The organism is Chryseobacterium artocarpi, from assembly GCF_001684975.1.
Lineage (GTDB): Bacteria > Bacteroidota > Bacteroidia > Flavobacteriales > Weeksellaceae > Chryseobacterium > Chryseobacterium artocarpi.
Genome location: NZ_MAYH01000034.1, coordinates 127,507 through 154,073, shown reverse-complemented (window position 1 = coordinate 154,073; position 26,567 = coordinate 127,507). Strand labels below are relative to the sequence as shown.

Sequence of the window (26,567 nt, the reverse complement as noted above, 5' to 3'; positions counted from 1 at the left end):
AAAGGAAGTTTTTTCATTTATTATATTCATGAAGAAAAATTCTTGGGGTCATAAAATTGATATAAATTTGCGCTTTTAAAAAAATAAATTGGCTGATATGGCAGAAGTTACAGAAGGCGGTCATCACTTTGACTTAAAGAAGCTTTCATTTGTAGGCGTTATTGTTTCGCTGGGAATCGTTTTCGGGGATATTGGAACATCTCCGCTCTACGTAATGAAGGCGATTGTGAACGCAAGAAAAGACGGTGCTACCATGCCGTTTGATGAATACATTGAGGGAGCATTATCCTGTATCATCTGGACATTGACGCTTCAAACCACCCTTAAATATGTGATCATTGCTCTTAGAGCAGACAACAAGGGTGAAGGGGGAATTCTGGCGTTATATTCACTAGTAAAAAAGCTCAAGAAAAAATGGCTCTATGTAGTCGCCATCATAGGAGCATCTACACTGGTGGCAGATAGTGTCATTACACCCTCATTAACCGTAATGTCGGCAATTGAAGGATTAAAGATCTATAACCCCGAAACACCGGTTGTTCTCATCACCTTAGTCATTCTATTTATTATTTTTGTTGTACAGCAGTTCGGAACAGCATCTATTGGTAAGTTTTTCGGACCCATTATGGTGACCTGGTTTCTGGTTTTAGGAATTTCAGGATCAATGCATATTTTTGATCATATTGAAATTATCAGGGCTTTCAATCCGATGTATGCCTATAATCTGATCACCCACTCATCAAGTGCTATCGTGATTATGGGAGCTGTTTTCCTTTGTACAACAGGAGCAGAAGCTTTATACTCAGATTTAGGACACTGTGGAGCAAAAAATATCAGAATCAGCTGGATATTCGTTAAACTAATGCTTATCCTGAACTATTTAGGGCAAGGATCATGGTTATTGGATAACTATCACCAGGTACACAACGGAGTAAATCCTTTCTTTGGAATCATGCCGGAATGGGCAGTTTTACCAAGCGTAATTTTGGCTACTGCAGCTGCAATTATTGCCAGTCAGGCTGTAATTACAGGATCATTCACCATGTTCTCAGAAGCAATGTCTATCTCTTTCTGGCCTAATCAACATATTGAATATCCTTCAGGGATCAAAGGACAAATGTATATTCCTAGAATTAACTGGGGATTAATGGCATTCTGTTTTGTAGTGGTAATATTCTTCCAGAAATCAGAGAGTATGGAAGCAGCCTATGGGCTTACGATCACCATTACCATGCTAATGACTACCATTCTTCTTTTATTCTGGCTGAGTCGTACAAGAGTTAATAAAATATTTATCATTGGTTTTGCCATCGTTTACCTGTTCCTTGAATCAGGATTCTTCTATGCGAACGTAATTAAATTCGTTGACGGAGGTTGGTTGACAATGGTATTAGGAGGATTCATTGCTGTATGTATGTACGCTTGGTACAACGGAAGGTTAATTAAAGCAAACTTTATCCAGTACGTAAAGATTGATAAATACATTTCAATCCTTAAAGACATGAAACTGGATGAAACCATTCCAAAATACGCCACAAACCTTGCTTATCTGAGCAGAGCAAAAAGAAACGATGAAGTAGAATCAAAAATTATCTATTCCATTATCAAAAAACAGCCTAAAAGAGCCGATCATTACTTTATTTTAAGTATCGTAAATCAGGAAGATCCATATACATTCAAATATACCGTAGATGAGATTTTACCAGGAACTGTTTATAAAATAAATTTCCTTCTCGGATTTAAAGTAGACCGAAGAATCAACGATTATTTCAATATGGTATTAAGAGACCTTATGGCAGATGGAACAATTCCTTCAAGAAGCAGCCATCCGTCTCTGAGAGCTCACAATATACCACCGGATTTGAAGTATGTAATTATAGATAATACTTATATCAACGATATACTTTTAACTGTTAAACAAAAGATTACCCTTAATATTTATAACTTCGTGAAGTATATCGGAAGTGATGACTTTAAGGCTTGGGGAGTGTCTTCTCACAACGTTGAGGTAGAATCTGCCCCTATCACTGAGCTCACAGTTTACGATAATAAAATCGAACAATCCGGGTATTTCCGTCACAACTCTTAAGCGTTAGGATATTTAACCATACTATCTATTTAAATAAAAATCAATAAATTTGTAGATAATTTTTTTAATGGATACAGTACAAAAAGAAAAAAATATAGCCTTGATCAAGGATGTTTTAAGAAACTACTTATTAGAAAAAGGGTTCAGAAACACTCCTGAAAGGTATACGATACTAGAAGAGATTTATAATATGGATCATCACTTTAATGTTGATGATCTGTATCTTCTCATGATGCAGAAGAAATATCATGTTTCTAAGGCTACTATTTACAACACTATTGAAATTTTCCTTGATGCAGGATTGATCCGTAAGCATCAGTTTGGAGAAAAAACCCTGACCTCTTCATCTTATGAGAAGTCTTATTTTGATAAACAACATGATCACCTTGTGATCTACAAAAAAGACTCTGATAAAGAAATTGAAGAAATTATTGAATTCTGTGACCCAAGAATTCAAGGAATCAAAGAAGCCATTGAAGAAGCATTTGGCGTAAAAATTGATTCTCATTCGCTATATTTCTATGGCACTAAGAATGATTAATTAATGAGAATAATCCTTTTTCTGTTTATCTTTATTTCTACGCTCAGCATGGCGCAGGATAAAACCCCTGTGAAGAGAGATCCGTACTTACAGAACACTTCACCGGCAAAATCACAACCGCTGAAACCAGAGGAGAAAATAAAGCTAATCAATGCAGATAAAATTATCAAAGACCCTGCAAAATATGATGGAAACCAGTATTTCATCGGGAATGTTCAGATAGAACAAAAAGGGTCTATACTTACAGCAGATGAAGTAGTGCTTTACAGTGAAGAAAACTTCGCTAAAGCAATCGGAAACGTAAGACTGCAAAATGCTGACGGTTCTGTCATTACAGCAGGAGAAATGGAATACGATGGTAATACCCAAAAAGGTGTTGCCCGAAAAAATGTTGTCCTTACAGATCCTAAGCAAACCATCAAAACAGAAATTCTGTATTATGATAAGCTTGCCAGCCAGGCATATTTTAATACAGGAGGAACCATCTCTGATACTCAGGGGAATGTGATGTATACAAAATCTGCAACCTATTTCCTGGATACTAAAATGATTGATTTCGTTGGAAATGTAAAGATAGATAACGCGCAATACATCATTGAAGGAGTAAATATCAAGCAAAACCAGAATACAAAAGTTGCTGAGTTTTTTGGTCCTACCACCATTACCAATAGAGCAAATCCTAAAAACAGGGTTTATACAGAAAGGGGAACTTACCGAATGGAAACCAAAGAAGCTTTCCTGAATAAAAATTCCAAGATCTTTTATAATGATAAAATCCTTACCGGTGATGATATGTATTTCAATCAGATTACGGGCTTTGGTAAAGCAACCGGAAATGTAACGCTAGATGATCCAAAAGAAAGACGCTACATAAAAGGAGGATACGGTGAAATCTTTGAGAAAAAAGACTCTTCAATGATGACCAAAAATCCTTACGCGGTTAAAATCATGGAGAAAGACACAGCGTATTTTGCAGCAGAAAAAATAATCTCCTTTCAAAAGCCAGATTCTTTAGATATCACTGTAAAGAAAAGCTTTTTAAGAGCCTATAAAAAAGCGAGGATATACAAATCCAATGCACAGGGTAGAGCAGACTCTATTGCTTTTAATGAAACAGATGGAGTAATGCATATGTTTACAAACCCTATTCTTTGGAGTGGAGAAAAGCAGGTAACAGGAGATAAAGTAGAAGCTTACTTTAATACAAAAAATGAAAATATAGATTCCTTAAAAGTTATTGGAAATGCCTTTGCAATCAGTAAAGTAGATTCTTTAACCCTGAAAGATGAATTCAATCAGGTAAAAGGAAAATTCATGACCGTTTATTACCAAGGAAATGATATTAAAGAAGCAAGAGTGGTAGGAAATGCGCAGGCAATTGTATATGTAGATGATACAGACCAGGAAACTAAAAAACCTGAAAGAATAGGAATCACGCTTTCAACATGTGGAATTATCGGCGCTTTATTTGAAGAAAAAGCTTTACAGATCATTTCATGCAGTATAGGGGCTGTATCAGATACCTACCCGATGAGTAAGATTGAACCTTCACGAAGAAAATTTCCGGATTTCAACTGGAATACAAAAGACAGGATCAGGAAATGGCAGGATATCCTTGTAGACAGTCCTAATAACGAAGAAATAAAGTATACCGCAGATAATGAACTCTTCGATCAGGCTCAGAAAACGATTGATGACGAAAAAGCAAAAGAAGAAGCCAAAAAACCAAAAAGAGTAAGAAAATAATATATGAACCGCTTTTACCAAAGCGGTTTTTTATTCTATTAATTTTATTAGAAATAAAACATTTTTTTGCCCTTCCATTTTCCTTTTAGTATTAATCTCTTCAATTATTAAGGATGGCTTTTATTCTCATTCAATAATTTCGGCATTTGATGAATCTTTTATAGCTTTGCTTAAATTTTTTGAGACGATGGAAATGCACAAAGATTTTTATGTATATCAGGCACAGACTACTAAGTTTGCCGCAGGTTTTGAAGTAGAAAAAGCAGAAGGGAGCTATATTTATGGCACCGATGGAAAGAAATATCTTGATTTTGTAGCAGGAGTTTCTGCCAATACATTGGGACATTCACACCCAAAAGTGGTGAACGCCATTAAAGAACAGGCAGATAAATATCTTCATGTAATGGTGTACGGTGAATACGCCCAGGAAAAGCCTATTGCATTGTGTAAATTGCTGGCAGAAGCTACTCCGGAACCTTTGGAGGTTACTTATCTGGTAAATAGTGGAGCGGAGGCAATAGATGGAAGCTTAAAACTGGCTAAAAGATATACAGGAAGAGAAGAAATTGTTTCCTTTAAAAATTCTTATCATGGGAATACTCACGGTGCATTAAGTGTTTCTGGAAATGAAAATCATAAGAGAGAATTCCGTCCGCTATTACCGATGGTCACTTTTATTGAATTCAATAATGAAAATGATTTCGATAAAATTACTGAGAAGACAGCTTGTGTTATTCTGGAAACCATTCAGGGAGCAGCAGGGTTCTTAGTTCCGGATCAGGATTATCTGATCAAGTTGAAAAAAAGATGTGAAGAAGTAGGAGCACTTTTAATCTTAGACGAGATTCAACCGGGATTCGGAAGAACAGGAAAACTATTCTCCTTTGAGCATTTTGGTATCGTTCCGGATATCCTTGTTATGGGGAAAGGAATGGGTGGTGGAGTTCCGGTAGGAGCATTCATGAGTTCTCGTAAAATTATGGAAACATTATCCCATTCACCAAAGCTGGGGCATATTACCACTTTTGGAGGAAACCCATTGATCGCTGCAGCCAGTTATGCTACTTTAAAAGAAGTCTTGGAAAGTGGTTTAATGAATGAAGTGGAAGAAAAAGAAAAATTGTTCAGAGAACTTCTGGTTCACCCGAAAATTAAAAATATCAACGGTAAAGGATTGATGCTTGCTGTAAATCTTGGAGAACCTGAATATACATTGGAAGTAGCTAAGAAATGTATGGAAAAAGGACTTATTGTTTTCTGGCAGCTTTACAGAAATGAATATCTGAGAATCTCCCCACCAATGACAATTTCCAAAGATGAGATAAGAAAAGGGTGTGAGATTATTTTAGAGATCTTAGATGATAAATAAGTGTTTTTAGTTAAACGCTTTGAATAAATAAAAAAAATATATACTTTCGCACCGTAAAAAAATAACCATGAAAAAATTTATTTTATTCGCAGGAATGGGATTAGTTACCATTCTTGGAATTCAAGCGTGCGGAAGTTCTTCCGATGATGTTGTATCAGAGAATCGTACAACTTCAGTAGCACAAGACAAAGAAAACATTAAGAAAACCATCAATGGTTTTTACGACAAATTAAATACATTGGACGATGGAGATCTGTCCAAGTATATCTTGTATACGATGTTTAATAATACTGCACAAGAGTATGATGATAGCTATCTGAACAATGTTGTAGAAAGTTTTGAAAATCAATACGGCGATGTTTTGATTGATAACAAACTGCAATTTGCAAGTAAACTGGGAACATATACTTATGACAATGCTACAGGTGCATGGACTAAAACAGCGAATGCCTCTGCTGTTGTTCTTAAATTCCCATCTGTGCAAAACCAGGCAGCTGTTGATGGAGAACTGACACTTACTTCTTACACAGATACTCAGACAAGTTACAATTCTGAAACAATCTGGCTTCCAAAAACATTTAATCTTACATTAAAAAGAAGCAATAACACGATCTTTAGTATGAATTTATCAAATGTTACTTTTGATAATAGTACTAACTTTAGTATGCCAATCAGTGCAAATGTTCAGATTTATGCATCTCCAATGACGCAGAATATCGTATGGCAAAGAAACTCAAGCAAAGATTTCCAGCTTAAATATGCTGCAGCAACTCCTCAGGGTCCTAGCGGTGAAGTTGTAGCTAACGTTACTTTAAAACACGCTGACTATGCAAACATTTCATCTAAGGACGATTTTAAAGCAGTGTCAGGATATGTAAGAGAAGGAAATCTGAAAATTACTTATAGCATGAATGTTGAGGCATTAGCTCCAATTAATGATCCTACAGATGCTCAGATCAATGCAAATTCTAAGGCTGAAGTATTCTATTCAGGACAAAAGGTCGGAGATATTGTTTATAAAACTGTAAATGGAAAAGGAGAATTCTTCATTGTTTACTTTGACGGTACAACTGAAAATACAGATGTATACATCGGTGATTTTGAAGAAAAGATCAAAGCTATATTTGCAAACTACATAAAATAAATATAACAACCCAAATACACATCTCAAAGACAAAACCGGTCTTTGAGATGTTTTTTATTATGAAACGTATTACAACAGCTTTTTTCTTCTTTTTCTTCTCAGTGCTTTGCATGGCACAAGCTCAGAAAGACACTTTGTTTACCATTCCACAGCATCAGATCGGAATTGGGATCAATAAATTTATTAAATCCATTTTTGCCTCGGATGATAATGCGATGATCATCAATTACAGATATTCACCAAAAGGAAAATGGTCTTACAGAACCGGATTTGACTTCAAAAAAGACGATAGCGAAGGTGGGTTTACTCAGTTTGCTATAAAATTAGGAGTAGACAGAAACTTGAAAAGATATCGAAACTGGAATTTCTATTATGGAGCAGATTACTTCATGAGATATTCTAATTATAAAAATATTAATAAACCTCAATATGATAATGGGATAGGAGCATTTATAGGAGTGCAGTATTTTATTTCTCCACACTTCTCTATATCTACAGAGCCTATGTTTTATTACAAATATATCTATATCACAGATAAAGATACATTCCAAAAAGATAAAAAAACAGGTTGGAGCGAAACAGGATTTGGAAAAATTGGTTTTGTAGAACTTAATTTTCATTTTTAAATGATCTAAAACCTAGTCATAGCCTTCTATATAAAATCTCCCTGTTACAGAGAGATTTTTTTATGCAATACATGATGGTTTTAAGGGTTCATACTTAACATAATAGAGATTTTTGATCTCTGATAAATATCATGCAGATTCTTTAAAAAAGTAACTGCAATTTTGTGTAATAAAAAAATTAATTTATATATTGCGGGACGATAAAAACAAAGATATATGGCGAAACATAAAGTCCATTACGAATTTCCAATGCACTGTTTATCAGAGATTTTATATGAATATCTGGCGACTGCGGAGGGATTGTCTGAATGGTTTGCGGATGAGGTTACAGAGAAAGGCGATGATTTCTTTTTTAGCTGGGGTGGAGGTCCTGCTGAAAAGGCCACTTTGATCAGATATAAGCCTGAAGGTTTCGTACGTTTCAGATGGGAAGAAGACGAAGGAACTAAGAATTTCTTTGAAATGACTATCGTAATAGACGATATTACAGAAGATCTAGCTCTGAATATTACAGATTTCTGTGAAGAAGGAGATGAAGATGAAAACGCAATGTATTGGGAAAATCTTATTGAGAATCTCAGAATAAAATTAGGTGCTGCATAATGCAGGGCTGTATTAAATGATAAAACTGATGAACGATTTATCGTTCATTATTTTTTTATAAATAAATCACATCAAAAATTGGAAAATCAATATTTTACATCAGACGCATTAAATGTAAAAAATAGAGCCTTTCTTTGGGGCGACGCAGTAAAGGTCTCTTTCTTTGTGAGAAATGGTGGATTGATCATGGATGAAGAATGTTATTTCTTCCTGATGGCTTCCATGAGAAAGATGAGACTGAATATTCCTTTAACCTATACACTGGAGTTTTTCCAGACATTATTCCAAAAGGAAATAATAGACGGTAAGGGGATAAATAATGGAATTATCAATTTCCAGGTATTTAGAAACCAGAATGAATTGACACTGGCAAAATCTTCTGTTTCCTATTTTTATGAAATAACAGAAATGGATGATCTATTGGCTGTTCACGAAAGACCTTTGGAGCTGGATTTGATCAAAGAAATTAATGTCAATAATAACCTGCTAAGCAATATTAGAGTACATTGCCCGGAAAATATTTACGGAAGTATTTATGCCCAGGAAAACGACCTTGATGACGTTATTCTTTTAAATCCAAATAAGAGAATTGCACGTACCACTTCAGGTAATCTTTTATTTCTTGAAGGAGATGTGATTAAAGTTCCAAAACAAACCGAAGGAGCCTACATTTCCCCTTTAATGGAGAATTTTGTTACTTTTTTACATAAAAATAAGCTTGCAGATATCCAAGAACACGAGATTATTGCATTTGAATCTCAGAAAGCCGAAGAAATTTTAATGATTTCAGATGAGAAAGGCATATTTTCTGTAGGTAAAATAAGAAATAAGACCTTTGAAACTTCCCGATTCACAGAATTGGTAGAAGGTTGGAAAAAGAGTTTTAATCAATAAAATTGACAAACCCGGTAAACAACAAAGTTCCAGAAGTCCTTTACCGGGTTTTATTCTGAATAAATCAGAAATTGTTTTTTTATTTAGTACTCGTTGATGATCTCAACGAATTTTTGTGCGATTTCTTTTTGCCCGCTTTCACTCGTGATATATTGTCTGTCCACGGAATTATTCATAAATCCGAGTTCTACCAATACAGCCGGAGCTTTGGTTTCTCTTAGCATATGAAGATTTCTGTCTTCAATCTTTCGGGCATTAAATTTTTTAGAAATTTTTTCAGCAAGCTTTCTTGATACTTCAGAGTTTTGAGTGAAAATTTCAGTTCCCTGATCAGTCGTTTCCTTTTGCGGAGAAGAATTCACATGCAGTGAAATAACCATTTCAGGATTGAGCTTATTGATTTGTGCTGTTCTTTCAGAAAGAGTAGGGAAAGTATCCGTATCTCTTGTCAGAATGATTTCATATTCACCTTGGTTGCCATTAATTTTCTGTATTTCTTTGGCAATATTTAGAGTGATATTTTTCTCTTTAAAATCACCATAGGTAACTCCCTGGTCATTTCCGCCGTGGCTGGCATCAATAACAATATACTTCTTGTTAATAGGTGCAAATGATAAAAAGGCAGTCGAAAAGATTGATAAAGCAAGTAATGTAATACCTTTCATTTCAGTGATTTTGGTTTTTCAAAGAACGGAAAAACTTTCTTTAAAATTGGTTAACAGAATCTTAAAATTTGTTAATTGTTTTATTTCTGTGAAAGTATACTATTAATTCAATGAAATGTCTTCAGGAGAATTTGCCCAGAGTAAAAATTCACCGCCAAGGTTTTGCATTATGGATTTCCATAAAGTCTGGTCATTCGGTAAAGTATAATCCAGATTGTAAACATCTACAACCGTCCACATCTTTCTCTGAACCTCAGTATCCAATTGATTAGGAGACCATCCTGAATATCCCGAAAAAATCTTTACATTATGAATATCCAGTTCATTATTCAATACGGCATGAATGATACGCTCAATATCTTCGGTAAGATAATATTCATCAGTAATCTCAGAATAGATTTCAGTTACCTTCTTTCCTTTTACAATGAAAAATACCTTATCATTTTCTACAGGACCTCCATCATATACTTCAATTTTAAAATCAAAGAAATCCTTGAACTTACTACTCATCTGGCTGTTTTTCTTATTCAATATCAAACCAAATGCACCACTTTCATTATGTTCAATGACCAATACAACCGATCTGGAAAAAATATCGCCGGAAATGTCAGGTGTCGAGATTAATATTTTACCTTTGTATGAGTGATTCATACTCAAATTTAATAAAAAATATTTATGGAAAACCTGCACGACAAAAGAAAAGTGTACGAGAAATCCCAACTTATTGAAAGTGAGATAAAACAAAATCCAATTGAACAATTCAGAGATTGGTTTTTGGATGCAAGTGAGAGCCCGGAGGTCTCTGAAGCTAATGCTATGGCTGTTTCTACAGTAGAGGAAGATGGTTGCCCGAGAACAAGGATGGTATTGTTGAAAGCATATACTCATGAAGGATTTATTTTCTACACCAACTACGACAGTAAAAAAGGAAGAGCAATAGAAAACAATCATAAAGCATGTCTGCATTTTTTCTGGCCTAATCTGGAAAGGCAGATTATCATCAAAGCGAATCTTGAAAAAGTAGCAGAAAATTTGAGTGATGGCTATTTTCATTCAAGACCGAAGGGAAGCCAGCTAGGGGCTGTAGTTTCACCACAAAGTCAGGAAATTCCAAACAGAGAATTTCTGGAAGAGAAATTGAAAGAGCTTGAAAAGCAGTATGAAAACAGCGAAGTTCCCAGACCTGCAAATTGGGGTGGTTATCTCGCAAGACCATACGAGATTGAATTCTGGCAAGGGCGTCCCAATCGCCTTCATGACAGGATTATTTATACGTTAGAAGATCTCGATTGGAAAGTTTCACGATTGGCTCCATAGAGAAACTAAGATAGAGAATATCCGGCTTTTAAAATAGGTTAGGATATCAATTTATAAAGAATGATATGTATCAATAGGAGCGGGCTTCAGCCCGCTTATTTTTTTCCATCAAAAGGCTTTAGCCAAAACCTAATGATCTTAACATCTTCATTTACCATTGATGGTTTTAATGAAATAGTCTTAAATCTCTTTTTGAGGAATTCACAATTTGTTATCCGTAATTACAAGGCACAAAAAAGGCTGCTTCCTAGAAACAGCCCTTGAATTTTTGTAATCTGAATGATTATTTTTTCTTAGCACCAGAAACTGCATTTGATAAATCAGCTCCAGCCTTGAATTTAGCAACTTTTTTAGCAGCAATTTTGATTGGTTTTTTAGTTGCAGGGTTAATACCTTGTCTAGCTGCTCTCTCAGCTACTGAGAAAGTACCGAAACCTACTAAAGAAACTTTTCCGTCTTTTTTCTTTAAAGTAGAAGTTACGTTAGAAATGAAAGATTCTAAAGCAGCCTTTGCTGCAACTTTAGTGATACCTGCATCTTTTGCGATTGCGTCGATTAATTCAGACTTGTTCATAATTTTTAATATTAAAGTTAGTTCGTAATTATAGCAAATATAATACTATTTTCTAATTGTGCAATTTTTTTATTAAAACTTATACAATTTTTTTACTTTTTAGTGAAAATAGTTAAAATATGATAATTCGGTTTTTTACGAAAAATCTACGTTACAGGTTACTAAAATCATGCCAAATGCTTATGTTTATTGACTTTAGCAAAAACTTAATATTATTTCCTGTATTTATTAAATCCTAAATTGAGTATAAAGTATTGATATTTTTAAGAATATAATTAATAATTCTGCATCTAAAATTAATTTTTTTTGTCTTTTATAAAATTAATAGCCTGTGTTTGTGGGAGTTTTTTAATGATACTAAAGGTCTGATTTATTAATTTTTATTAATAAATTTGCAGCATGTTAATAGAAGTTTTCAAGTCCAAGATCCATAGGGTAAGAGTAACAGCCTCTGACCTTAATTATATAGGAAGTATAACGATAGATGAAGATCTTATAGAAGCTGCCGGATTGGTAGTGGGAGAAAGGGTCTATATCGTGAATGTGAATAATGGGGAGCGTTTTGATACCTATGTTATCAAAGGAAAAAGAAAGTCGGGAGAAGTATGCCTGAACGGTCCTGCTGCAAGAAAGGTACAAAGGGATGATATCATCATCATTATTGCCTATGCGCAGATGACACCGGAAGAAGCAAAAGACTTCCAGCCGAAAATCGTTTTCCCGGATGAAAAAACAAACCTGCTTACATAATTCATGGAGAAAACATCAAAAAATCCTTTAAAATCAATACTTACAATAGTAATATCGCTTGCTTTTGCAGGCTTTTTTTTATGGCTTGCCTTAAAAGGTCTTGATTTTAAGGTGATTCAGCAGTCATTGGCTAAGGCAAACTATATTTGGGTATTATTTGCAGCTGTATTTGGGCTTCTTGCTTATTGGTTCAGAGCAATTCGTTGGAATTTAATGCTGGAGCCAATGGGACATCAGATATCAAACTCCAATTCACTTTGGTCCATATCATTTGGATACCTGATGAATCTGACGATTCCGAGAAGTGGTGAACTGGCAAGAGCTACTGCTTTATATGGAGTAGAAAAAGTACCGGTAGACAAATCTTTTGGAACAATTATTCTTGAAAGAGTAGTGGATCTGATTTGTATGTTGGGATTTCTCGGATTGACTTTATTATTCAAATATGAGGCAATCCTTTCATTTTATGAAAATTCGGGGGTAAATTTTAATACCAATAAAATATTACTCGTTCTTTCCATATTGATTGGAGGTACCGTTTTATTTTTTGTCTTTAAAAAGAGATTAGCGAATGTGCCTTTTTTGGGTAAGATTGTCAATTTTATAGACGGAATTTTCCAGGGACTAACAACAATTTTTAAATTAAAACAGAAAGGGAAGTTTATACTTTACACATTAGGAATCTGGATTTCTTATTATTTTGCGGCATATCTGGTGTGTTTTGCACTTCCTGAAACCTCAGCATTTACCTTTGCAGACGGCTTTTTCATTATTGTTGTAGGAACACTGGGAATGATTATTCCGGCAAGTGGAGGAATCGGAGCTTATAATCTTGCGATGAAGTATGGTTTTATGGCTCTTTTTATCTCCGTAGGAAAAAGTGCAGACTTGGGAGGAGAAATGGGACTTACCTATTCCTTTATTTCTTTACCGCTGCAGATTGTGATTATGCTGGTGATGGGACTTATTTCTATTCCAATGTTGGCAAAAGCACGAAATGCTGCCGTTTCTGATAAGGATATCAAATAATCAAACATATTTATTATATATAAGGTTCAATTTTTTAATTGAACCTTTTTATTGTCTTTTATTTAATTGAGAAATTAGACTTAATTGCTTTATATCCATTATTTTTAATAAATAAATTTGGTCAATTCGTAAATCAAATCTATCTTAATGCAAAAAATAATTCATAACATAAAATATTATGGCAATTAATCTACAGAAAGGACAGAAAATCGAGATCGGATTGACAAAAATGACGATAGGACTTGGTTGGGATCCTAATGAAGGGACAGGCTACGATTTTGATCTTGATGCTTCTGCAATCATGATTGATTCTGACAGAAAATTAGTAAGCGAGGAATATTTTGTTTTTTATAATAATCTGAATTCTCCGGATGGTGCTCTTACTCATACAGGTGATGACCCAAGTGGTAAGAATAGTGACGGGGATGATGATGAAGCAATCGTTATCGATCTTGATAAAGTGGATTCAAGAGTAGAAGAAATTCTTTTTGTGGTAACTATAGAGGATTTTGAGAGAAGAAGACAGAATTTCGGACAGGTAAGAAATTCATACATCAGAGTGGTTGATAACAGTACAAACCAAGAGATAGCAAAGTATGAACTGGACGAAGACTTCTCCATTGAAACGGGTGTTGAATTTGGAAGACTATATAAGAGAAACGGGAGCTGGAAATTTGAGGCTTCAGGAATAGGTTACAGAGCAGATTTAGGTTTTTTCCTTGAGAAATATTATAAAGGACAAATCATCAAATAATTATCAATTACACAAAACTATAGCTATGGCAATTAATTTACAGAAAGGTCAAACGATAGATTTAAGAAAAAACGACCGTGGGGAAAGTGTTTATGACCTTTCAAAGGTAACGATCGGCTTAGGATGGGATGTAAGAAAGCAGGGAAGCGGTGGCTTCTTTGGAAAACTGTTCAGTAAAGAAGCTGAATATGATCTGGATGCAGTGGCATTCCTTTTAGATGGTAACGGAAAGGTTGCCAATCTTGGAAGAACGGTTCAGACAAATGATGGCAGACAGATGGGGCTTTATCAGGGTGATGTGGTTTTCTTTAATTCTATGCAGCATCCAAGCGGAAATGTATGGTTGACAGGCGACAACAGAACCGGAGCAGGAGATGGTGACGATGAGCAAATTATTGTGAGGCTGGATCAGCTGGATGAAAGCTATCAAAAAATTGTGTTTCTTGTAACGATCTATCAGGGAAGAAGCAATAATCAGCACTTCGGAATGATTGAAAATGCATTTATTCGCGCAGTAGACGCTACAGGAAAAGAAATTACAAAGTACAGTCTTTCCGGAGATTCAAGTATGAACGGAATGTGTGCTATGGTATTTGCTGAGGCATACCGCCATAATGGTGACTGGAAGTTCCGTGCACTGGGAGAGCCTTCTCCTACAGATAACTTCATCGATATTCTGAGACAGCAATATTCATATTCAAACTAGATTTTAAATTTCTATTTAACATACAATCTGGCGGCGGAAGTCGAAGACTTCCGCCGCCAGATTCAGAATTAATATTGTCTTATGACCAGAAGATTATTAGCCTATTTTTTATTGGATACTTCCGGATCTATGAACGGAGAACCTATCCAGGCATTGAATAATGGATTCAATGGATTGATCAGTATGCTGCGGGCAGATCCACAGGCAATGGACAGCCTTCATTTAAGTGTGATTACTTTCGATAGAGAAGTTAAAAATATAATTTCTTTAATTGCTCTGCAAAATTTCTATCCGATGGAAATTACATGCCCGGATAGCGGTCCTACCCATACAGGAGCTGCTTTGGAAATGGTTTCAGAGCTTGTACAAAAAGATCTTGTAAAGGGATCTGGAGAAAATAAAGGAGACTGGCAGCCGTTACTCTTCATATTCACGGATGGAAAACCTTCTGATATTCAGAAATACAGACAGATGATTCCGGTGCTTAAAGATTTAGAATTTGGAGCTATCGTAGGTTGTGCTGCAGGTCCTAAAGCAGATGAACAGTTTCTAAAAGAGCTGACAGATCATGTGGTAAAGCTTGATACCACTGATGCTATTACACTTTCTTCCTTTTTCAGATGGGTAAGTTCTTCCATTACACAAGGAGGACAATCTCAGAACACAGGGGAAAATATCACATTGCCTCCGCCACCATCGGAGCTTAATATTATTATCTAAAAAATTGTCTTTACAGCTATGAGAAGACTGCCGATTTACTTTTTGATTGATGTCTCTGAATCTATGATAGGAGAACCTATTGAGCAGGTACAGGAAGGAATTTCCAATATCATCAGGGAATTGAAAAAAGATCCGTATTCATTAGAAACGGTTTATATTTCTGTTGTAGGTTTTGCCGGAGAAGCAGAAGTTATTACACCGCTTCAGGATATTATCAGTTTTTATCCTCCGAAAATTCCGATTGGAAGTGGTACCTCTTTATCTCAGGGACTTATTAAAATTATGGACTGCATAGATAAGGATATCATAAAAACTACGTATGACAGAAAAGGAGACTGGAAACCTATTGTTTTCCTTTTTACGGATGGAGTTCCTACTGATGATGCTACGAAAGCTATAGAAAGGTGGAATAATAAATATAATGGGAAAGCAAATACTATTGCTGTATCCATAGGAGAAAATACAAATTATAAACTTCTGGGATTGTTAGCAGATAACGTATTGCTGTTCAATAATACCGATGAAAACTCTTATAAAGAATTCTTCAAATGGGTGACAGATTCCATTAAGACAACCAGCCAAAGTGTAACGGAAGCACATAAAGAAGGAATTAATTTATCCAAGATAGATTCCGTTATCCTTGAGAAAGTTGATCCGCAGATGGAGCAGCGTTTTCCGGATAATAATTTTGTAGTTCTGAACGGTAAATGTTCAGAAACGAATAAACTTTATCTGATGAAGTTTAAAAAAACTTTCGGGGAATCTAGTATTCCAGGAATGTCTACCCGATATTACAAGATGGAGGGTGCTTATAAAATTGATGAAAAAGCATATTACAGGCTTTCTTCACCTCAGAGAAGCAATCTTAAAATTTCAATTGAAGAATTGCAGGGAGGAGCTTCCTGTCCTCATTGTGCCAATTATATAGCATTAGCGACCTGCTCATGTGGCGGAATTCACTGTTTGCAGGGGGAAGGATATAATAAATGCCCTTGGTGTGGTACTTCCGATTATTATGGATATTCGGGAGGCGGATACGATATCAACAGAACATTGGGATAATCATATAAACTTATGAAAATACCGTTGTTTTACTTTGATGGAGACAAAGATCCCAAGAGAAAATCCATTATTCATCAGGAAAAAGAAGATTTTAAAGATGCTCACTGGGTACTGAAAAATGCTACTTCAGGGAAGTTCTATGAATTTAGTGTTAAGATGGCAGAATTTCCGAATATCAGAATTCAAAACATTCGAAATCTTGAAGAAATTGGATTAGTATTTGAGAATAGCAGAATTTTTGGAACTCCGATAACCAATACCGTTCATGATCTGGATATTGAATTCTTTCATACAGAAGATCAAGATAATATTGACATTAAAAGAGTTCAGCTGTTTATCAATACCGATCCGAAAAATTTATGGAAAAATATTCCAACTGATAAAAATGCTGATTTTTATAAAGACGATGAAGCTTCCTTTTATGGAACATTTTCAGATAAAAAAATTGTGGTAGCTTCCAAAAGAGGTCGTGCCCACGCGCATGAAGGAAAATTCAGAGAGGATGATTTCGCTGTAAATATACTTCCGGCAGAATGGAACATTGTTTCCGTTTCAGATGGGGCAGGTTCTGCAGTAATGTCAAGAGCAGGTTCAGAATTGGTTACAGCTTCAATAAACAGTTTTTTCAGTTCCGAAGAGATTTTACATGATATCGAAAAGAATATTCATCTTGTTTATTCCAAAAAACATTCTACACAAGAACAGAATGAAGCACACCAAAATATTATAAGATGTTTATATGAAGGCGTTTTGCAAGTACATCATGTTTTAGAGAAGACCGCTTTAGAAAATAATCTTTCCATTAATGATTTTCATGCTACTCTTATCTTTTCATTGGTTAAAAAGTTCAGTTTTGGGTATGTGATACTTAGTTTTGGTGTAGGAGATTGCCCGATTAATATTATTAACACTGATTTTTCCGAAGTAAAGCTTCTCAATTCAATGGATGTAGGAGAATTCAGTGGCGGAACCCGCTTTATTACCATGAAAGAAATTTTCAATGATCAGATTGTTTCCCGTTTCACAATAACCTGTGTAGAAGACTTCTCTTATCTCGTACTGATGACGGATGGTATCTATGACCCTAAATTTCTTACAGAAAATAAGTTAGAATATATAGAAAGCTGGAACGCTTTTTTTAAAGATCTGAACGGAGGTAATGAAGATCAAGCTCAGGTAAACTTTATGAATGATACCGGAATTGATCAACAACTTTTACAATGGACAGACTTCTGGAGCAGAGGAAACCACGATGACCGTACTTTGGCAATAATTTATTAATAACTATGAAAAACACGATTAAGGTTGTTTCTGTTCTGAATTCATCCAAATCCTATGAATACGTTGACGAAAAACCCATTCAGGGCGGAGTGAAAGATGTTTATTTTTCGCCTCAGAGAGATTATGTTGTTGCATTTTACCGAAATCCTTTAGATGAAGGACAAAAAGAGAGGATTATGAGAATCGTTTCTACTTATCTTCAAAATCTTCAAAACGGGAATGCTTCAGAATATTTTCTCAATGATATTTTTCGTTGGCCTTATGATATTGTTGAAAAGAACAGATTAACAGGAATTGTGGTTCCTATTTATAATCAAAAGTTTTTCTTTGCCAAAGGATACATCGGTTCAGATACCATTCAGGGAGAAGATAAAGTAGGAAAGTGGTTTACAGCTCCAATGTTCAGAAATCCGCAATATCCATTGAGACTTGACCGTTCTGAGCTTGGAGACTGGCTGAGTTATTTTCAGATAGCGATAAACATTAGCAGAGGGGTGAAAAAACTGCATCAGATGGGATTGGCGCATTCAGATTTATCTTACAATAATATTCTGGTAGATCCGGTAACAAAGTCTGCATGTATCATTGATATTGATGGTCTTGTTGTTCCCAAATTATTCCCGCCTGAAGTCATTGGAACGGCTGATTTTATTGCTCCCGAAGTGTTAAAAACCAAGCATCTGAAACTTCAGGATCCTCAAAGACATCTTCCAGATCAGAAAACGGATTTACATGCACTTGCCGTACTGATCTATATGTATCTGCTAAGACGTCATCCTCTTCGCGGCGGAAAAATATGGGATCTTGATGCTGAAAAGGATGAAATATTATCCATGGGAGAAAAAGCACTGTTTGTAGAACATCCGACAGATTCTTCAAACCATGTAAAAGCTGATCACCTCAGAAAATGGGATGCCTTTTGGGGCGATCCTCAAAAAATTCCTTATACGATAACAGGTCCTTATATTTCAGATTTGTTCAAAAAAACATTCATAGACGGATTACATGATCCGATCAGACGCCCAACAGCAAATGAATGGGAAACCGCTTTACTGAAAACAGTAGATCTTATACAACCTTGCCAAAATACAGATTGTACAGAAAAATGGTATGTTTTTGACAATACCAGCAATCCGAAATGCCCTTTCTGTGGAACTCCGCATAAGGGAACACTTCCGATACTTGATCTTTACTTTAAATTCGATGATGAGATTTGGAAACCGGAGAATCATAGATTGATGGTGTATCACAATCAGTATTTATTCAAGTGGCATGTTTCCAGAAAAGTGATCCGAAATGAAAATTTAACGATGCAGGATAAAATGCCTGTCGGCTACTTTACATTTCATCAGGGGAAATGGGTGTTGGTCAATCAAAGTTTATCAGGAATGAAGGATATTACAGAACAAAAGGAAATTCCTCCCGGATCTATGGTAGAACTTACAGATGGAAAGAAAATACTCCTATCCGCAGAAGAGGGTGGAAGACTGATCTATGTGACAATGGCAAATCAATAGTTGGAATGGAGATGGATGCCATAATATTTACTAGAAATAAAAATATTAGAATTCAATAGAGTGGGCTTTAGCCCGCTTTGAAATATTTGTTTTATCCAATGGCTTTAGCCAAAACTTATACTCAAATCTGATGTATTTTTATTCTCACAGATTATTTATTCCCAGCAGAAGAAAACTCCATGAAATAAGAATGTTCATCCTCACGTACCGTTTTAAAACCAAGACTCATATAAAGATGCTGGGCTTTATTCACCTTTAAAACACTTAATGTTGCGGTTTTCCCTGTAGCAGAAGCTTCTTTCAGAATATCGGTAAGAATCATTTTCCCAAGTCCTTTACCTTGCTGGCTCGGATCAATCTGAAGCTGTAAAATATCGATATGCGTCTCCGTTCTATCTACTTTTAGCAATCCTATCGGCTCATCATTAAGGAAAATAATGTTACCCTTCTCGAATTGATAAAGAATCCTTTTAAGAGTCGTTTCCCGGTCAGTTGGTAAATTTGCTTCCGCATAATGTGGAACCATAGTCTTCGTTCTGAGATCAAAAAGATAATCGATGTCGTTTTCTGTAGCTTTTTTATAGGTAACGGAAGTATTCATACTTTTAAATTCAATTTTTAGAACTAATCAAATATAATATTTCTTTGTCTGAGATAATTTTCATCAATCGTTTCTCTCTCAATATGATCCGGATGCATGGTGATTTTTATGAAATCCTCACCACTGTAAAGCCCTGCTAAAAACAAATCATTATCAATTATTTTCACCTGAATTGTAAGTGCATTCAGAATAATTTCTTCGTCTTTTAAAGTTTTGATATTAAAGATAAATAATCTTTGGTAATGTCTGTCTTTATACTTTATGATCAGATAATTTTTATGAAAATATAAAAGACCGTCCCGGAATATGGGTTTTATCAATGTATCAACAGGAGGTTTCCATGTAATGACATTTCTTTCCTTTAATCTGATATGAACATGTTCTTTTCCTGCCTCATTACACTGCCACCATGCAAAAACTCCTTCATTATTGATTGCTGTCTGATGAGGTAATATTGAATTTTCTGTTCCAGAATGATCTTTCCAGATTATTTTTTGATCACTCAATTCGGTTTTAATATTATCAAGAAACAGTTCGTCATCAATCAGGGTAAGGATTTCAGCCTGCGTCATTACATTTTATTTATAAAACGAAGATATTGATTTAATCGGACTAAGGGAAATTTAATTAAGAGGTAAAAAATGAAATTAAAAAAAGAATAATGGAAGCTGGAATTTAAGACTATACCCTAGCTATTACATTTAATTAAAGTACTTCCAGCCCCATCTTCCAGCCTTTATAATAGCTCAAAAAAACCTCTTTTCCCGATCTTTATTTTGATATTTTTTGTAAGCTCAATTTCTTCATCAGGTTCCGTTATTTTAACTGAATTTATCTGGACTCCTCCGCTTTGGATAAGTCTTCGTACAGCAGATTTGCTTATGTCATTTTTTAACTTGTGACACAGCTCAATTACTGTCGTTTTGTTATGAGTATGATTCAAATTATTGATCAATACAGGATCAAAGCTTTTCTCCTCAAAATTTTTGTTTTGAAACTGATTATTAAAAAACTCTTCTGCATCTTGAGCCGCATTTTCATTATGGTATTGACAAATAATGTTTTTTGCAATCAGTTTCTTGATGTTCATTGGGTTTTCACCGCTTTCGATTTTCGATTTTAAACTATTTTTCTCATCCATTGAGAAATCAGTGGTAAGGTCGATAAACTCATCAATCAAAGCATCAGGGATAGACATCGTTTTTCCGAACATTTCATTAGGCTCATCAGTCAGTCCGATAATATTATTTAATGATTTGCTCATCTTTTCCTTTCCGTCAAGTCCTTTTAAAAGAGGCATGCACATGACAATCTGAGCCGGCATCTGATGTACTTCCTGTAATTGTCTTCCCATAGTACAGTTGAAAAGCTGATCAGTTCCCCCCATTTCAATATCACATTCAATTTTTACTGAATCAAATCCCTGGAGGATAGGGTATACCAATTCATGCATTGCGATAGGAGTATTTTCCGTAAATCTTTTGTTGAAGTCATTTCTGTGCATCAGTTGTGCGACTGTTACTTTTGATAACAATTGGATAACGTCTGAGAATTGGAGTGCATCCAGCCAATCAGAATTAAAAACAATCTTTGTTTTTTCGACATCAATAATTTTGGATAACTGATTGATATAAGTTTCTGCATTATGCTGAACATCTTCTGCACTTAAAGGTTTTCTTGCCTTATTTTTACCTGTAGGATCACCGATTCTTGCCGTAAAACTTCCCACAACAATAATGATTTGGTGTCCAAGATCCTGAAACTGTTTCAGCTTTTTAAGAACAACAGCATGTCCCAGATGTAAGTCGGGAGCAGTAGGGTCAAATCCCAGTTTGATACTAAGCTTTCTGCCTTCGCTTTCAGCCTGTTTTAATTTTTCTTCCAGCCCATTTTCAGGCAGAATAATAGCTACGTTTTCTTGTAAAATAGAAGTCATTTTTAAATGTTTTTTAAACGAAAAAAAGCCCGAACAATACTGTCCGGGCTCTATATAGGTTTGATTATATAATTAGTTTACAGATATAGAAAGTCTTCCCGAACGATAACTCGGGGTGTAATATTCACTGAAGAATGGAAGACGCAATATGCTGTTTAAATGTTTCATTGAGGTAAATATAACAGGATTTTCCTGTAGATCCAATATTTAAACCATTAAGAAATTTTGTAGTGGTTATAACAAGATTTGTTTTTATAAAAAAACTTAACCATTTACCAATCTTAATGGTTTAAAATAAAGGTTCAAAACAATTTTACTTACCGTTCTTTAAGCTAATTCTATGCCACAAATCTCTTAAAATGATCTTATATGTTTTTTATCATGTGAGCAGATCCTTTTGCATTTTATAATTGATGAGGTCAACCCCTTTTACATTCACAGTTTGCTCAGAAAGGACATGAAAACCCATTCGTTCAAAAAAAGGTTTTGCTGTTTTGCTGACGTCTGCCGTAAGGGGTAAATTCTTCTGTTCTAATGCTTCTTTTTCGATGAGGTTATAGAGTATAGACGCTATTCCCAAATTTTGATGATCTTTATGTACAAATAATAAATCAATGTAATTTTTCTGGTCAAGAGTACAGAAGCCTACAATTTTATGATCAATTTCGGCAACTAAAACAAGCTGTTCTTTCATTACTTTCTTCCATCTTTCAAGATTATCGGCTCCCGATTTCCATGCTTCAATCTGATTTGTATTATAATCTTTTTTACAAACGAAAGTAATGGTATCCTTAAATAGGGTAAGTATTGTCGGAAGATCTTCTGGATTTCCCTGTCTGATACTTATGGAGTGATTATCGGATATATTGTTGTTCATAAAGTTTTTGTTGTTCGTCATTCAGAAAAGGATAGAAAAGATTCATCTGCAGCAACGTATAATGATGGATCGCTTTTTCCTTCTCAAACTTTGAAATCATTCTGTTATGAGTGAGCCAGTTGTCAGCAATAATAAAAATCTGCTCTGTAAGGCAGTCTGTAATAAATTCAGGGATATTTTCTCTGAAAATATTATTCTTCTGAAGTCCTGAAAATATAAAATAAAATTCCTCTTTTCTACTAAAATTAATCCCTTCATATTGAGCTTTTATCTCTGGAATATTATTTAAAATATCTACGAAGTTCACAAAAATAAAACGGTAGGAATAAAATATTTCACAGGTTGAAAACGTGAAGTCATAAAGGTCCTTCAATACTTTATTTTCATTTTTTTTCATTTCGTTTAGCAGTTCATCCATTTTCACAATTAGCTCGGAAAAAAGGATTTTGATAATATCTTCAGAATGTTTGAAATGATAGTGAAGGTTGCCGGGGCTGATTGAAAGTTCAGCAGCAATATGTCTTGTGGTAATAGTGTTGTAGCCCTTTTCGTTATAAAGTTCCAGAGCCTTTGCTAAAATTTTTTCCTTTGTGCCCATGCTTCAAAGATAAGAATATAAGATAGGATTTATATCATATTTCCTAAATTAGAACAAATGTTCTAATTTGATTATCTTTGCTTAGTCAAATCTTATTACAATGGAAGGAAAACAAAAGTTTGATTATGAGAATGCTGGAAGTAGTTCAAAGAAGAATGAAACAGATATTCAGGATATCGTGGCAAAAGTTCTGCAGGTAATTATTGGATTTATCATGGCTGTATTGCATATGTAATGAAAAAAAGAATTTCATATTGGTTTTTGTTGGGGTTGGTTGGCTGGTTATTGATCATTCAATTGCGGAAGAATGGAATTTATATTCCTGTTATCAACAATCATTTCACAGATTTCATTACCGTTCCTATGTATTGTTATCTGATAGAATATATTATGAATGACTGGTTGGGATTTCGATGGAAACCTGATTTTAAATTTGTTTTGACTTCTGTATTATATCTTTCTCTGTTATTTGAAGTAATATGTCCTAAGCTATCAGAACTTTTTACGGGAGATATTTTAGATGTATTGATGTATTTTGTAGGTGGAATGTTTTACTACTTTTTTAAAATTCAATCATTTCACGAGGTTAATAAAGATTGAAGTAAATGATTATAATAAAAAATCAGCAGTACCTTATTGAAAGTACTGCCGATCGGGGTTATAGTTTCTATCCTGTTTTTTTAATGATTAACTGCCTGCTCTCTTGGATTCGTCAAATTTCATTTGTTTAGTAGCGCCTTTCACATTATTGTTACCAAATTTATAGGTAAGAGAAAGATGTACATTTCTTGTAATTCCTTTGAATTGATAATCTACATTATAAGTCGGGTAGTATTTTATTCCTTTTTCACGATTTGTATTCAGAAGATCATTTAGATAAAGGTTTAAGAATAGTTTTTTATCCATCATATTCAATTTCATTCCTGCATACAATGAAGCATTGCTGTAGTAATAGGTATTCCCGTTTCTATTCGGTAAGCTTCCCCATAGCCCAAGCATTAAGGTTACTGTCTTTTCTTTATTAAGGAAGAAATTATTATCGATGTTGATATTAGCGCTATATCCTGCAGAAGCTGAAATGATAGAAGGGTCATAAGATTTTGATTTTGCATAAAAACCATTTAAGAAAACATTTGATTCCAGCCATTTCAGTTTATTATAATTGTAGCTTACATTGATTCCTGCCTGGTCTTCATTATAAAAGTTTTTAGCAACTGTATACCGGTAATTCCCGTCTACCATCTGAACTCTGTCCCAGTTATCCTTGTTATAATTATAATATAGAGTTACATTAAGATTATTATTTAACACATATCCCATTTCAAAATTATCTGAAAATGAAGGCAGGAGATAAGGGTTTCCGGTTATGTATTCAAAATTAGAAATCAGATATTTGAAAGGATTCAGGTTCCCAAAGTAAGGGCGTGAGATTCTGCGGGAATAATTAAGAGAAAATGAATTGTTTTCATTAGGTTTATAACTCAAATAAGCAGTTGGGAAAAATTTGCCATACTTGATCTTTGCAGAAGTATTGTCATTCATCGAAACCCCTTCCAATGTGGTATATTCATAACGAAGTCCGGCTTTTGCATCCCATTTATCATTAATCTTAAAATTGGTTGAGAAATAGGCAGCATAATTCTCTTCACTATAAAAGAATGTATTGGTATTCTCAGGAATAAGATGATATTGTCCATTATTGACATCAAAGAAATTAAACTCTGAATCATTTTTGATCTTCGTGTATTTTAATCCTGATTCCGTTTTAATCTTAGCAAAAGTTTTTTCAAGATCAGCCTGCCCGGAATAAATTCTGTATTTACTGATAGGATTTAACAGGGTATAAATACTTTCATCTGACGTAAATGTATTGGAGAAATTTCTTGCATCAGAATTATTGAGCATCATATTGGCAACTAAGCTAAGCTTACCACCTGCACTGTCTATTTTCGTTTCGTAAAATGCTGTTGCATTATGAACATCTCTGCTTGTCCTGTAATTATAATCAGATAAAATATTTACCAAACCATTCTCATTGAACCTTGAAGATTTATTTTTACTTTGTTCCCAAGGATTACTGTGTGAATAATTATAATTGATCCCGAAAAGATTTTTGTCATTGATCTTATATTCAGCCTTTACATTTCCGCTTTTGTACTTATAATTATTTAAATTATCACTGTTTCTATTCCAATAATAGCTGTTGGTAGTACCTGTCAGATAATTGTCATTATAATATTGCCAGTAATTATCTCCTGCAGATAAATTGGTGCTTAGGGATAATTTTTCTCCCTGATAATTAAAGCTGGCGCCACTTCTGGTAGAGACTGTGGTTTTTCCCCAATAATAATTTCCTGAAGTTTGAAGAGAACCATTCCAGCCAAGATTGGCATTTTTCTTAAGAATAATATTGATCAGCCCGCTTTTTCCTTCTGCATCATATTTCGCAGGTGGAGTAGTGATTACTTCAATTTTAAGAATATCATCAGAACGGAGTGTTTTCAGATAATTGATAAGCTCCTGCCCGTTAAGATTCAGGAGACGATCATTGATCATAACGGCTACATTACTTTTTCCGGCAATGCTTATCCCTTCATCACTGGTTTTTACCATTGGTGTTTTAGACAAAGCTTCAATAGCATCTACCCCTTGTGAAGCAACAGAATTTTCAACATTGAAGATCAATCGGTCTACTTTTCTCTCGAATAATTTTTTCTTTACAGTAACTGTTACTCCTTCTACCTTTTGTACTACAGGCTCTTCTTTAATCTGAATATCCTTTCTGGCATTTCCCTTTACCGCAATTTTTTCACTATTGGTTTTTACTCCGTCTTTTATAATTTCAAGTAAATAATTTCCATTTTCTTTCAAAGGAATTCTGAAAGCTCCTTTTTCATCTGTAATGGCTGTAAACTTATTATTATCTTTTGTAATCACTACCTCAGTTTCAACTGCTGGCTTATTGTCTTTGTCCGTAATATTTCCTTCTACACTTTGTGCAAAAACGAATGTTGTGGAAATAAGACTTAAAAGAAGAATAATTCTCCGGTTCATAGTTAGTTTTTTTATACAAGACATTTTTTACATGGCGAGTATTACATCAAACCGTGAATTTTTTTATTCGATTTTAAAACATAATCATCCTTGAACAATCATTGAAAGTTCTTT

Annotated in this window: 28 protein-coding genes; 19 read left to right on the top strand and 9 right to left on the bottom strand. The window is 34.6% G+C overall.

The genetic code is table 11. The features are described from left to right. Window positions 1–97: 97 nt before the first annotated feature. The 8 genes from BBI01_RS12310 (at window position 98) to BBI01_RS12275 (ending at window position 9,012) form a co-directional block, all read left to right on the top strand. Complete coding sequence (locus tag BBI01_RS12310) at window positions 98–2,089, top strand: KUP/HAK/KT family potassium transporter (protein WP_065394973.1); 1,992 nt, start codon at window positions 98–100, stop codon at window positions 2,087–2,089. 67 nt (window positions 2,090–2,156) lie between these two features. Continuing rightward, the gene (locus tag BBI01_RS12305; RefSeq protein WP_027374694.1) at window positions 2,157–2,630 is read left to right on the top strand and encodes a Fur family transcriptional regulator; all 474 of its coding nucleotides are present in this window, start codon (window positions 2,157–2,159) and stop codon (window positions 2,628–2,630) included. 3 nt (window positions 2,631–2,633) lie between these two features. Continuing rightward, a complete protein-coding gene (locus BBI01_RS12300) occupies window positions 2,634–4,376 on the top strand; it encodes an OstA-like protein (protein ID WP_065394972.1) in 1,743 nt (580 codons plus the stop codon). Window positions 4,377–4,569: 193 nt separating this feature from the next. Then, window positions 4,570–5,745 carry an aspartate aminotransferase family protein gene (locus BBI01_RS12295; protein ID WP_065395406.1) on the top strand — a complete coding sequence of 392 codons (1,176 nt, stop codon included), beginning with the start codon at window positions 4,570–4,572 and terminating at the stop codon, window positions 5,743–5,745. A 67-nt stretch (window positions 5,746–5,812) separates the two neighbouring features. After that, window positions 5,813–6,889 (top strand): hypothetical protein, encoded by a 1,077-nt coding sequence (locus tag BBI01_RS12290; RefSeq protein ID WP_065394971.1) that lies wholly within the window; start codon window positions 5,813–5,815, stop codon window positions 6,887–6,889. A 59-nt stretch (window positions 6,890–6,948) separates the two neighbouring features. Next, window positions 6,949–7,515: a hypothetical protein gene (locus BBI01_RS12285; RefSeq protein WP_065394970.1), complete on the top strand. Its 567-nt coding sequence runs from the start codon at window positions 6,949–6,951 to the stop codon at window positions 7,513–7,515. Between the two features lie 216 nt (window positions 7,516–7,731). Further along, a complete protein-coding gene (locus tag BBI01_RS12280) occupies window positions 7,732–8,118 on the top strand; it encodes an START-like domain-containing protein (protein ID WP_065394969.1) in 387 nt (128 codons plus the stop codon). 78 nt (window positions 8,119–8,196) lie between these two features. Then, entirely contained in the window at window positions 8,197–9,012 is an 816-nt protein-coding gene (locus BBI01_RS12275; protein WP_065394968.1) for an aminotransferase class IV, read from the top strand. Between the two features lie 83 nt (window positions 9,013–9,095). Here the strand turns inward: BBI01_RS12275 and BBI01_RS12270 are convergent, their stop codons facing one another. Next, a complete protein-coding gene (locus BBI01_RS12270) occupies window positions 9,096–9,677 on the bottom strand; it encodes an N-acetylmuramoyl-L-alanine amidase family protein (protein WP_065394967.1) in 582 nt (193 codons plus the stop codon). A gap of 102 nt (window positions 9,678–9,779) precedes the next feature. After that, on the bottom strand, window positions 9,780–10,328 hold the full coding sequence (locus BBI01_RS12265; RefSeq protein ID WP_065394966.1) for a YqgE/AlgH family protein: 549 nt from the start codon (window positions 10,326–10,328) through the stop codon (window positions 9,780–9,782). A 24-nt stretch (window positions 10,329–10,352) separates the two neighbouring features. Here BBI01_RS12265 and pdxH point away from each other — a divergent pair, with 24 nt between their 5' ends. Next, window positions 10,353–10,994, top strand: a complete 642-nt coding sequence (pdxH, locus tag BBI01_RS12260) for a pyridoxamine 5'-phosphate oxidase (protein WP_065394965.1) — start codon at window positions 10,353–10,355, stop codon at window positions 10,992–10,994. Window positions 10,995–11,277: 283 nt separating this feature from the next. Here the strand turns inward: pdxH and BBI01_RS12255 are convergent, their stop codons facing one another. Continuing rightward, on the bottom strand, window positions 11,278–11,568 hold the full coding sequence (locus BBI01_RS12255; RefSeq protein WP_047097388.1) for an HU family DNA-binding protein: 291 nt from the start codon (window positions 11,566–11,568) through the stop codon (window positions 11,278–11,280). 399 nt (window positions 11,569–11,967) lie between these two features. Here BBI01_RS12255 and panD point away from each other — a divergent pair, with 399 nt between their 5' ends. The 8 genes from panD to BBI01_RS12215 all read left to right on the top strand — a co-directional run bounded on the left by panD (window position 11,968) and on the right by BBI01_RS12215 (window position 19,387). Further along, entirely contained in the window at window positions 11,968–12,318 is a 351-nt protein-coding gene (gene panD / locus BBI01_RS12250; RefSeq protein ID WP_029294648.1) for an aspartate 1-decarboxylase, read from the top strand. Window positions 12,319–12,321: 3 nt separating this feature from the next. Continuing rightward, complete coding sequence (locus tag BBI01_RS12245; RefSeq protein ID WP_065394964.1) at window positions 12,322–13,347, top strand: lysylphosphatidylglycerol synthase transmembrane domain-containing protein; 1,026 nt, start codon at window positions 12,322–12,324, stop codon at window positions 13,345–13,347. Between the two features lie 178 nt (window positions 13,348–13,525). Then, on the top strand, window positions 13,526–14,101 hold the full coding sequence (locus BBI01_RS12240; protein ID WP_065394963.1) for a TerD family protein: 576 nt from the start codon (window positions 13,526–13,528) through the stop codon (window positions 14,099–14,101). Between the two features lie 25 nt (window positions 14,102–14,126). Beyond that, window positions 14,127–14,807, top strand: coding sequence for a TerD family protein (locus BBI01_RS12235; protein WP_065395405.1), 681 nt, complete (start codon window positions 14,127–14,129; stop codon window positions 14,805–14,807). Between the two features lie 81 nt (window positions 14,808–14,888). Further along, window positions 14,889–15,527 carry a vWA domain-containing protein gene (locus BBI01_RS12230; protein ID WP_065394962.1) on the top strand — a complete coding sequence of 213 codons (639 nt, stop codon included), beginning with the start codon at window positions 14,889–14,891 and terminating at the stop codon, window positions 15,525–15,527. An 18-nt stretch (window positions 15,528–15,545) separates the two neighbouring features. Beyond that, on the top strand, window positions 15,546–16,589 hold the full coding sequence (locus BBI01_RS12225) for a TerY-C metal binding domain-containing protein (protein ID WP_065394961.1): 1,044 nt from the start codon (window positions 15,546–15,548) through the stop codon (window positions 16,587–16,589). A gap of 12 nt (window positions 16,590–16,601) precedes the next feature. Continuing rightward, window positions 16,602–17,870 (top strand): PP2C family serine/threonine-protein phosphatase, encoded by a 1,269-nt coding sequence (locus tag BBI01_RS12220; protein WP_083190097.1) that lies wholly within the window; start codon window positions 16,602–16,604, stop codon window positions 17,868–17,870. 5 nt (window positions 17,871–17,875) lie between these two features. Then, window positions 17,876–19,387 carry a helix-hairpin-helix domain-containing protein gene (locus BBI01_RS12215; RefSeq protein WP_065394960.1) on the top strand — a complete coding sequence of 504 codons (1,512 nt, stop codon included), beginning with the start codon at window positions 17,876–17,878 and terminating at the stop codon, window positions 19,385–19,387. 151 nt (window positions 19,388–19,538) lie between these two features. On the opposite strand, the gene BBI01_RS12210 is transcribed toward BBI01_RS12215, so the two are convergent. The 5 genes from BBI01_RS12210 to BBI01_RS12190 all read right to left on the bottom strand — a co-directional run bounded on the left by BBI01_RS12210 (window position 19,539) and on the right by BBI01_RS12190 (window position 23,399). After that, complete coding sequence (locus tag BBI01_RS12210; protein WP_065394959.1) at window positions 19,539–19,988, bottom strand: GNAT family N-acetyltransferase; 450 nt, start codon at window positions 19,986–19,988, stop codon at window positions 19,539–19,541. A 23-nt stretch (window positions 19,989–20,011) separates the two neighbouring features. Beyond that, window positions 20,012–20,560, bottom strand: coding sequence for a hypothetical protein (locus BBI01_RS12205; RefSeq protein ID WP_065394958.1), 549 nt, complete (start codon window positions 20,558–20,560; stop codon window positions 20,012–20,014). Window positions 20,561–20,724: 164 nt separating this feature from the next. Further along, entirely contained in the window at window positions 20,725–21,924 is a 1,200-nt protein-coding gene (tyrS, locus tag BBI01_RS12200) for a tyrosine--tRNA ligase (RefSeq protein ID WP_065394957.1), read from the bottom strand. Window positions 21,925–22,303: 379 nt separating this feature from the next. Beyond that, window positions 22,304–22,801, bottom strand: a complete 498-nt coding sequence (locus BBI01_RS12195; protein ID WP_083190096.1) for a GNAT family N-acetyltransferase — start codon at window positions 22,799–22,801, stop codon at window positions 22,304–22,306. Then, a complete protein-coding gene (locus tag BBI01_RS12190; protein WP_065394956.1) occupies window positions 22,779–23,399 on the bottom strand; it encodes a TetR/AcrR family transcriptional regulator in 621 nt (206 codons plus the stop codon). The genes BBI01_RS12195 and BBI01_RS12190 overlap by 23 nt, the downstream gene beginning before the upstream one ends. Window positions 23,400–23,499: 100 nt before the next feature. Between BBI01_RS12190 and BBI01_RS23145 the strand changes: the two genes are divergently transcribed. Beyond that, window positions 23,500–23,634, top strand: a complete 135-nt coding sequence (locus tag BBI01_RS23145; protein ID WP_262487292.1) for a hypothetical protein — start codon at window positions 23,500–23,502, stop codon at window positions 23,632–23,634. Continuing rightward, the gene (locus BBI01_RS12185) at window positions 23,634–23,999 is read left to right on the top strand and encodes a hypothetical protein (protein WP_065394955.1); all 366 of its coding nucleotides are present in this window, start codon (window positions 23,634–23,636) and stop codon (window positions 23,997–23,999) included. The genes BBI01_RS23145 and BBI01_RS12185 overlap by 1 nt, the downstream gene beginning before the upstream one ends. An 87-nt stretch (window positions 24,000–24,086) precedes the next feature. Here BBI01_RS12185 and BBI01_RS12180 read toward each other — a convergent pair whose 3' ends face one another. Next, on the bottom strand, window positions 24,087–26,453 hold the full coding sequence (locus BBI01_RS12180; RefSeq protein WP_065394954.1) for an outer membrane beta-barrel family protein: 2,367 nt from the start codon (window positions 26,451–26,453) through the stop codon (window positions 24,087–24,089). Window positions 26,454–26,567: the final 114 nt, after the last annotated feature.

Coding starts and splice junctions, on each gene's coding strand:
- pdxH (WP_065394965.1), top strand. CDS start 10,353: ATGGAAAACCTGCACGACAAAAGAAAAGTGTACGAGAAATCCCAACTT.
- BBI01_RS12265 (WP_065394966.1), bottom strand. CDS start 10,328: ATGAATCACTCATACAAAGGTAAAATATTAATCTCGACACCTGACATT.
- BBI01_RS12185 (WP_065394955.1), top strand. CDS start 23,634: ATGAAAAAAAGAATTTCATATTGGTTTTTGTTGGGGTTGGTTGGCTGG.
- BBI01_RS12245 (WP_065394964.1), top strand. CDS start 12,322: ATGGAGAAAACATCAAAAAATCCTTTAAAATCAATACTTACAATAGTA.
- BBI01_RS12205 (WP_065394958.1), bottom strand. CDS start 20,560: ATGACGCAGGCTGAAATCCTTACCCTGATTGATGACGAACTGTTTCTT.
- BBI01_RS12295 (WP_065395406.1), top strand. CDS start 4,570: ATGCACAAAGATTTTTATGTATATCAGGCACAGACTACTAAGTTTGCC.
- BBI01_RS12310 (WP_065394973.1), top strand. CDS start 98: ATGGCAGAAGTTACAGAAGGCGGTCATCACTTTGACTTAAAGAAGCTT.
- BBI01_RS12280 (WP_065394969.1), top strand. CDS start 7,732: ATGGCGAAACATAAAGTCCATTACGAATTTCCAATGCACTGTTTATCA.
- BBI01_RS23145 (WP_262487292.1), top strand. CDS start 23,500: ATGGAAGGAAAACAAAAGTTTGATTATGAGAATGCTGGAAGTAGTTCA.
- BBI01_RS12215 (WP_065394960.1), top strand. CDS start 17,876: ATGAAAAACACGATTAAGGTTGTTTCTGTTCTGAATTCATCCAAATCC.
- BBI01_RS12190 (WP_065394956.1), bottom strand. CDS start 23,399: ATGGGCACAAAGGAAAAAATTTTAGCAAAGGCTCTGGAACTTTATAAC.
- BBI01_RS12220 (WP_083190097.1), top strand. CDS start 16,602: ATGAAAATACCGTTGTTTTACTTTGATGGAGACAAAGATCCCAAGAGA.
- BBI01_RS12235 (WP_065395405.1), top strand. CDS start 14,127: ATGGCAATTAATTTACAGAAAGGTCAAACGATAGATTTAAGAAAAAAC.
- BBI01_RS12290 (WP_065394971.1), top strand. CDS start 5,813: ATGAAAAAATTTATTTTATTCGCAGGAATGGGATTAGTTACCATTCTT.
- BBI01_RS12210 (WP_065394959.1), bottom strand. CDS start 19,988: ATGAATACTTCCGTTACCTATAAAAAAGCTACAGAAAACGACATCGAT.
- BBI01_RS12230 (WP_065394962.1), top strand. CDS start 14,889: ATGACCAGAAGATTATTAGCCTATTTTTTATTGGATACTTCCGGATCT.
- BBI01_RS12300 (WP_065394972.1), top strand. CDS start 2,634: ATGAGAATAATCCTTTTTCTGTTTATCTTTATTTCTACGCTCAGCATG.
- BBI01_RS12180 (WP_065394954.1), bottom strand. CDS start 26,453: ATGAACCGGAGAATTATTCTTCTTTTAAGTCTTATTTCCACAACATTC.
- BBI01_RS12305 (WP_027374694.1), top strand. CDS start 2,157: ATGGATACAGTACAAAAAGAAAAAAATATAGCCTTGATCAAGGATGTT.
- panD (WP_029294648.1), top strand. CDS start 11,968: ATGTTAATAGAAGTTTTCAAGTCCAAGATCCATAGGGTAAGAGTAACA.
- BBI01_RS12225 (WP_065394961.1), top strand. CDS start 15,546: ATGAGAAGACTGCCGATTTACTTTTTGATTGATGTCTCTGAATCTATG.
- BBI01_RS12195 (WP_083190096.1), bottom strand. CDS start 22,801: ATGAACAACAATATATCCGATAATCACTCCATAAGTATCAGACAGGGA.
- BBI01_RS12240 (WP_065394963.1), top strand. CDS start 13,526: ATGGCAATTAATCTACAGAAAGGACAGAAAATCGAGATCGGATTGACA.
- BBI01_RS12285 (WP_065394970.1), top strand. CDS start 6,949: ATGAAACGTATTACAACAGCTTTTTTCTTCTTTTTCTTCTCAGTGCTT.
- BBI01_RS12255 (WP_047097388.1), bottom strand. CDS start 11,568: ATGAACAAGTCTGAATTAATCGACGCAATCGCAAAAGATGCAGGTATC.
- tyrS (WP_065394957.1), bottom strand. CDS start 21,924: ATGACTTCTATTTTACAAGAAAACGTAGCTATTATTCTGCCTGAAAAT.
- BBI01_RS12270 (WP_065394967.1), bottom strand. CDS start 9,677: ATGAAAGGTATTACATTACTTGCTTTATCAATCTTTTCGACTGCCTTT.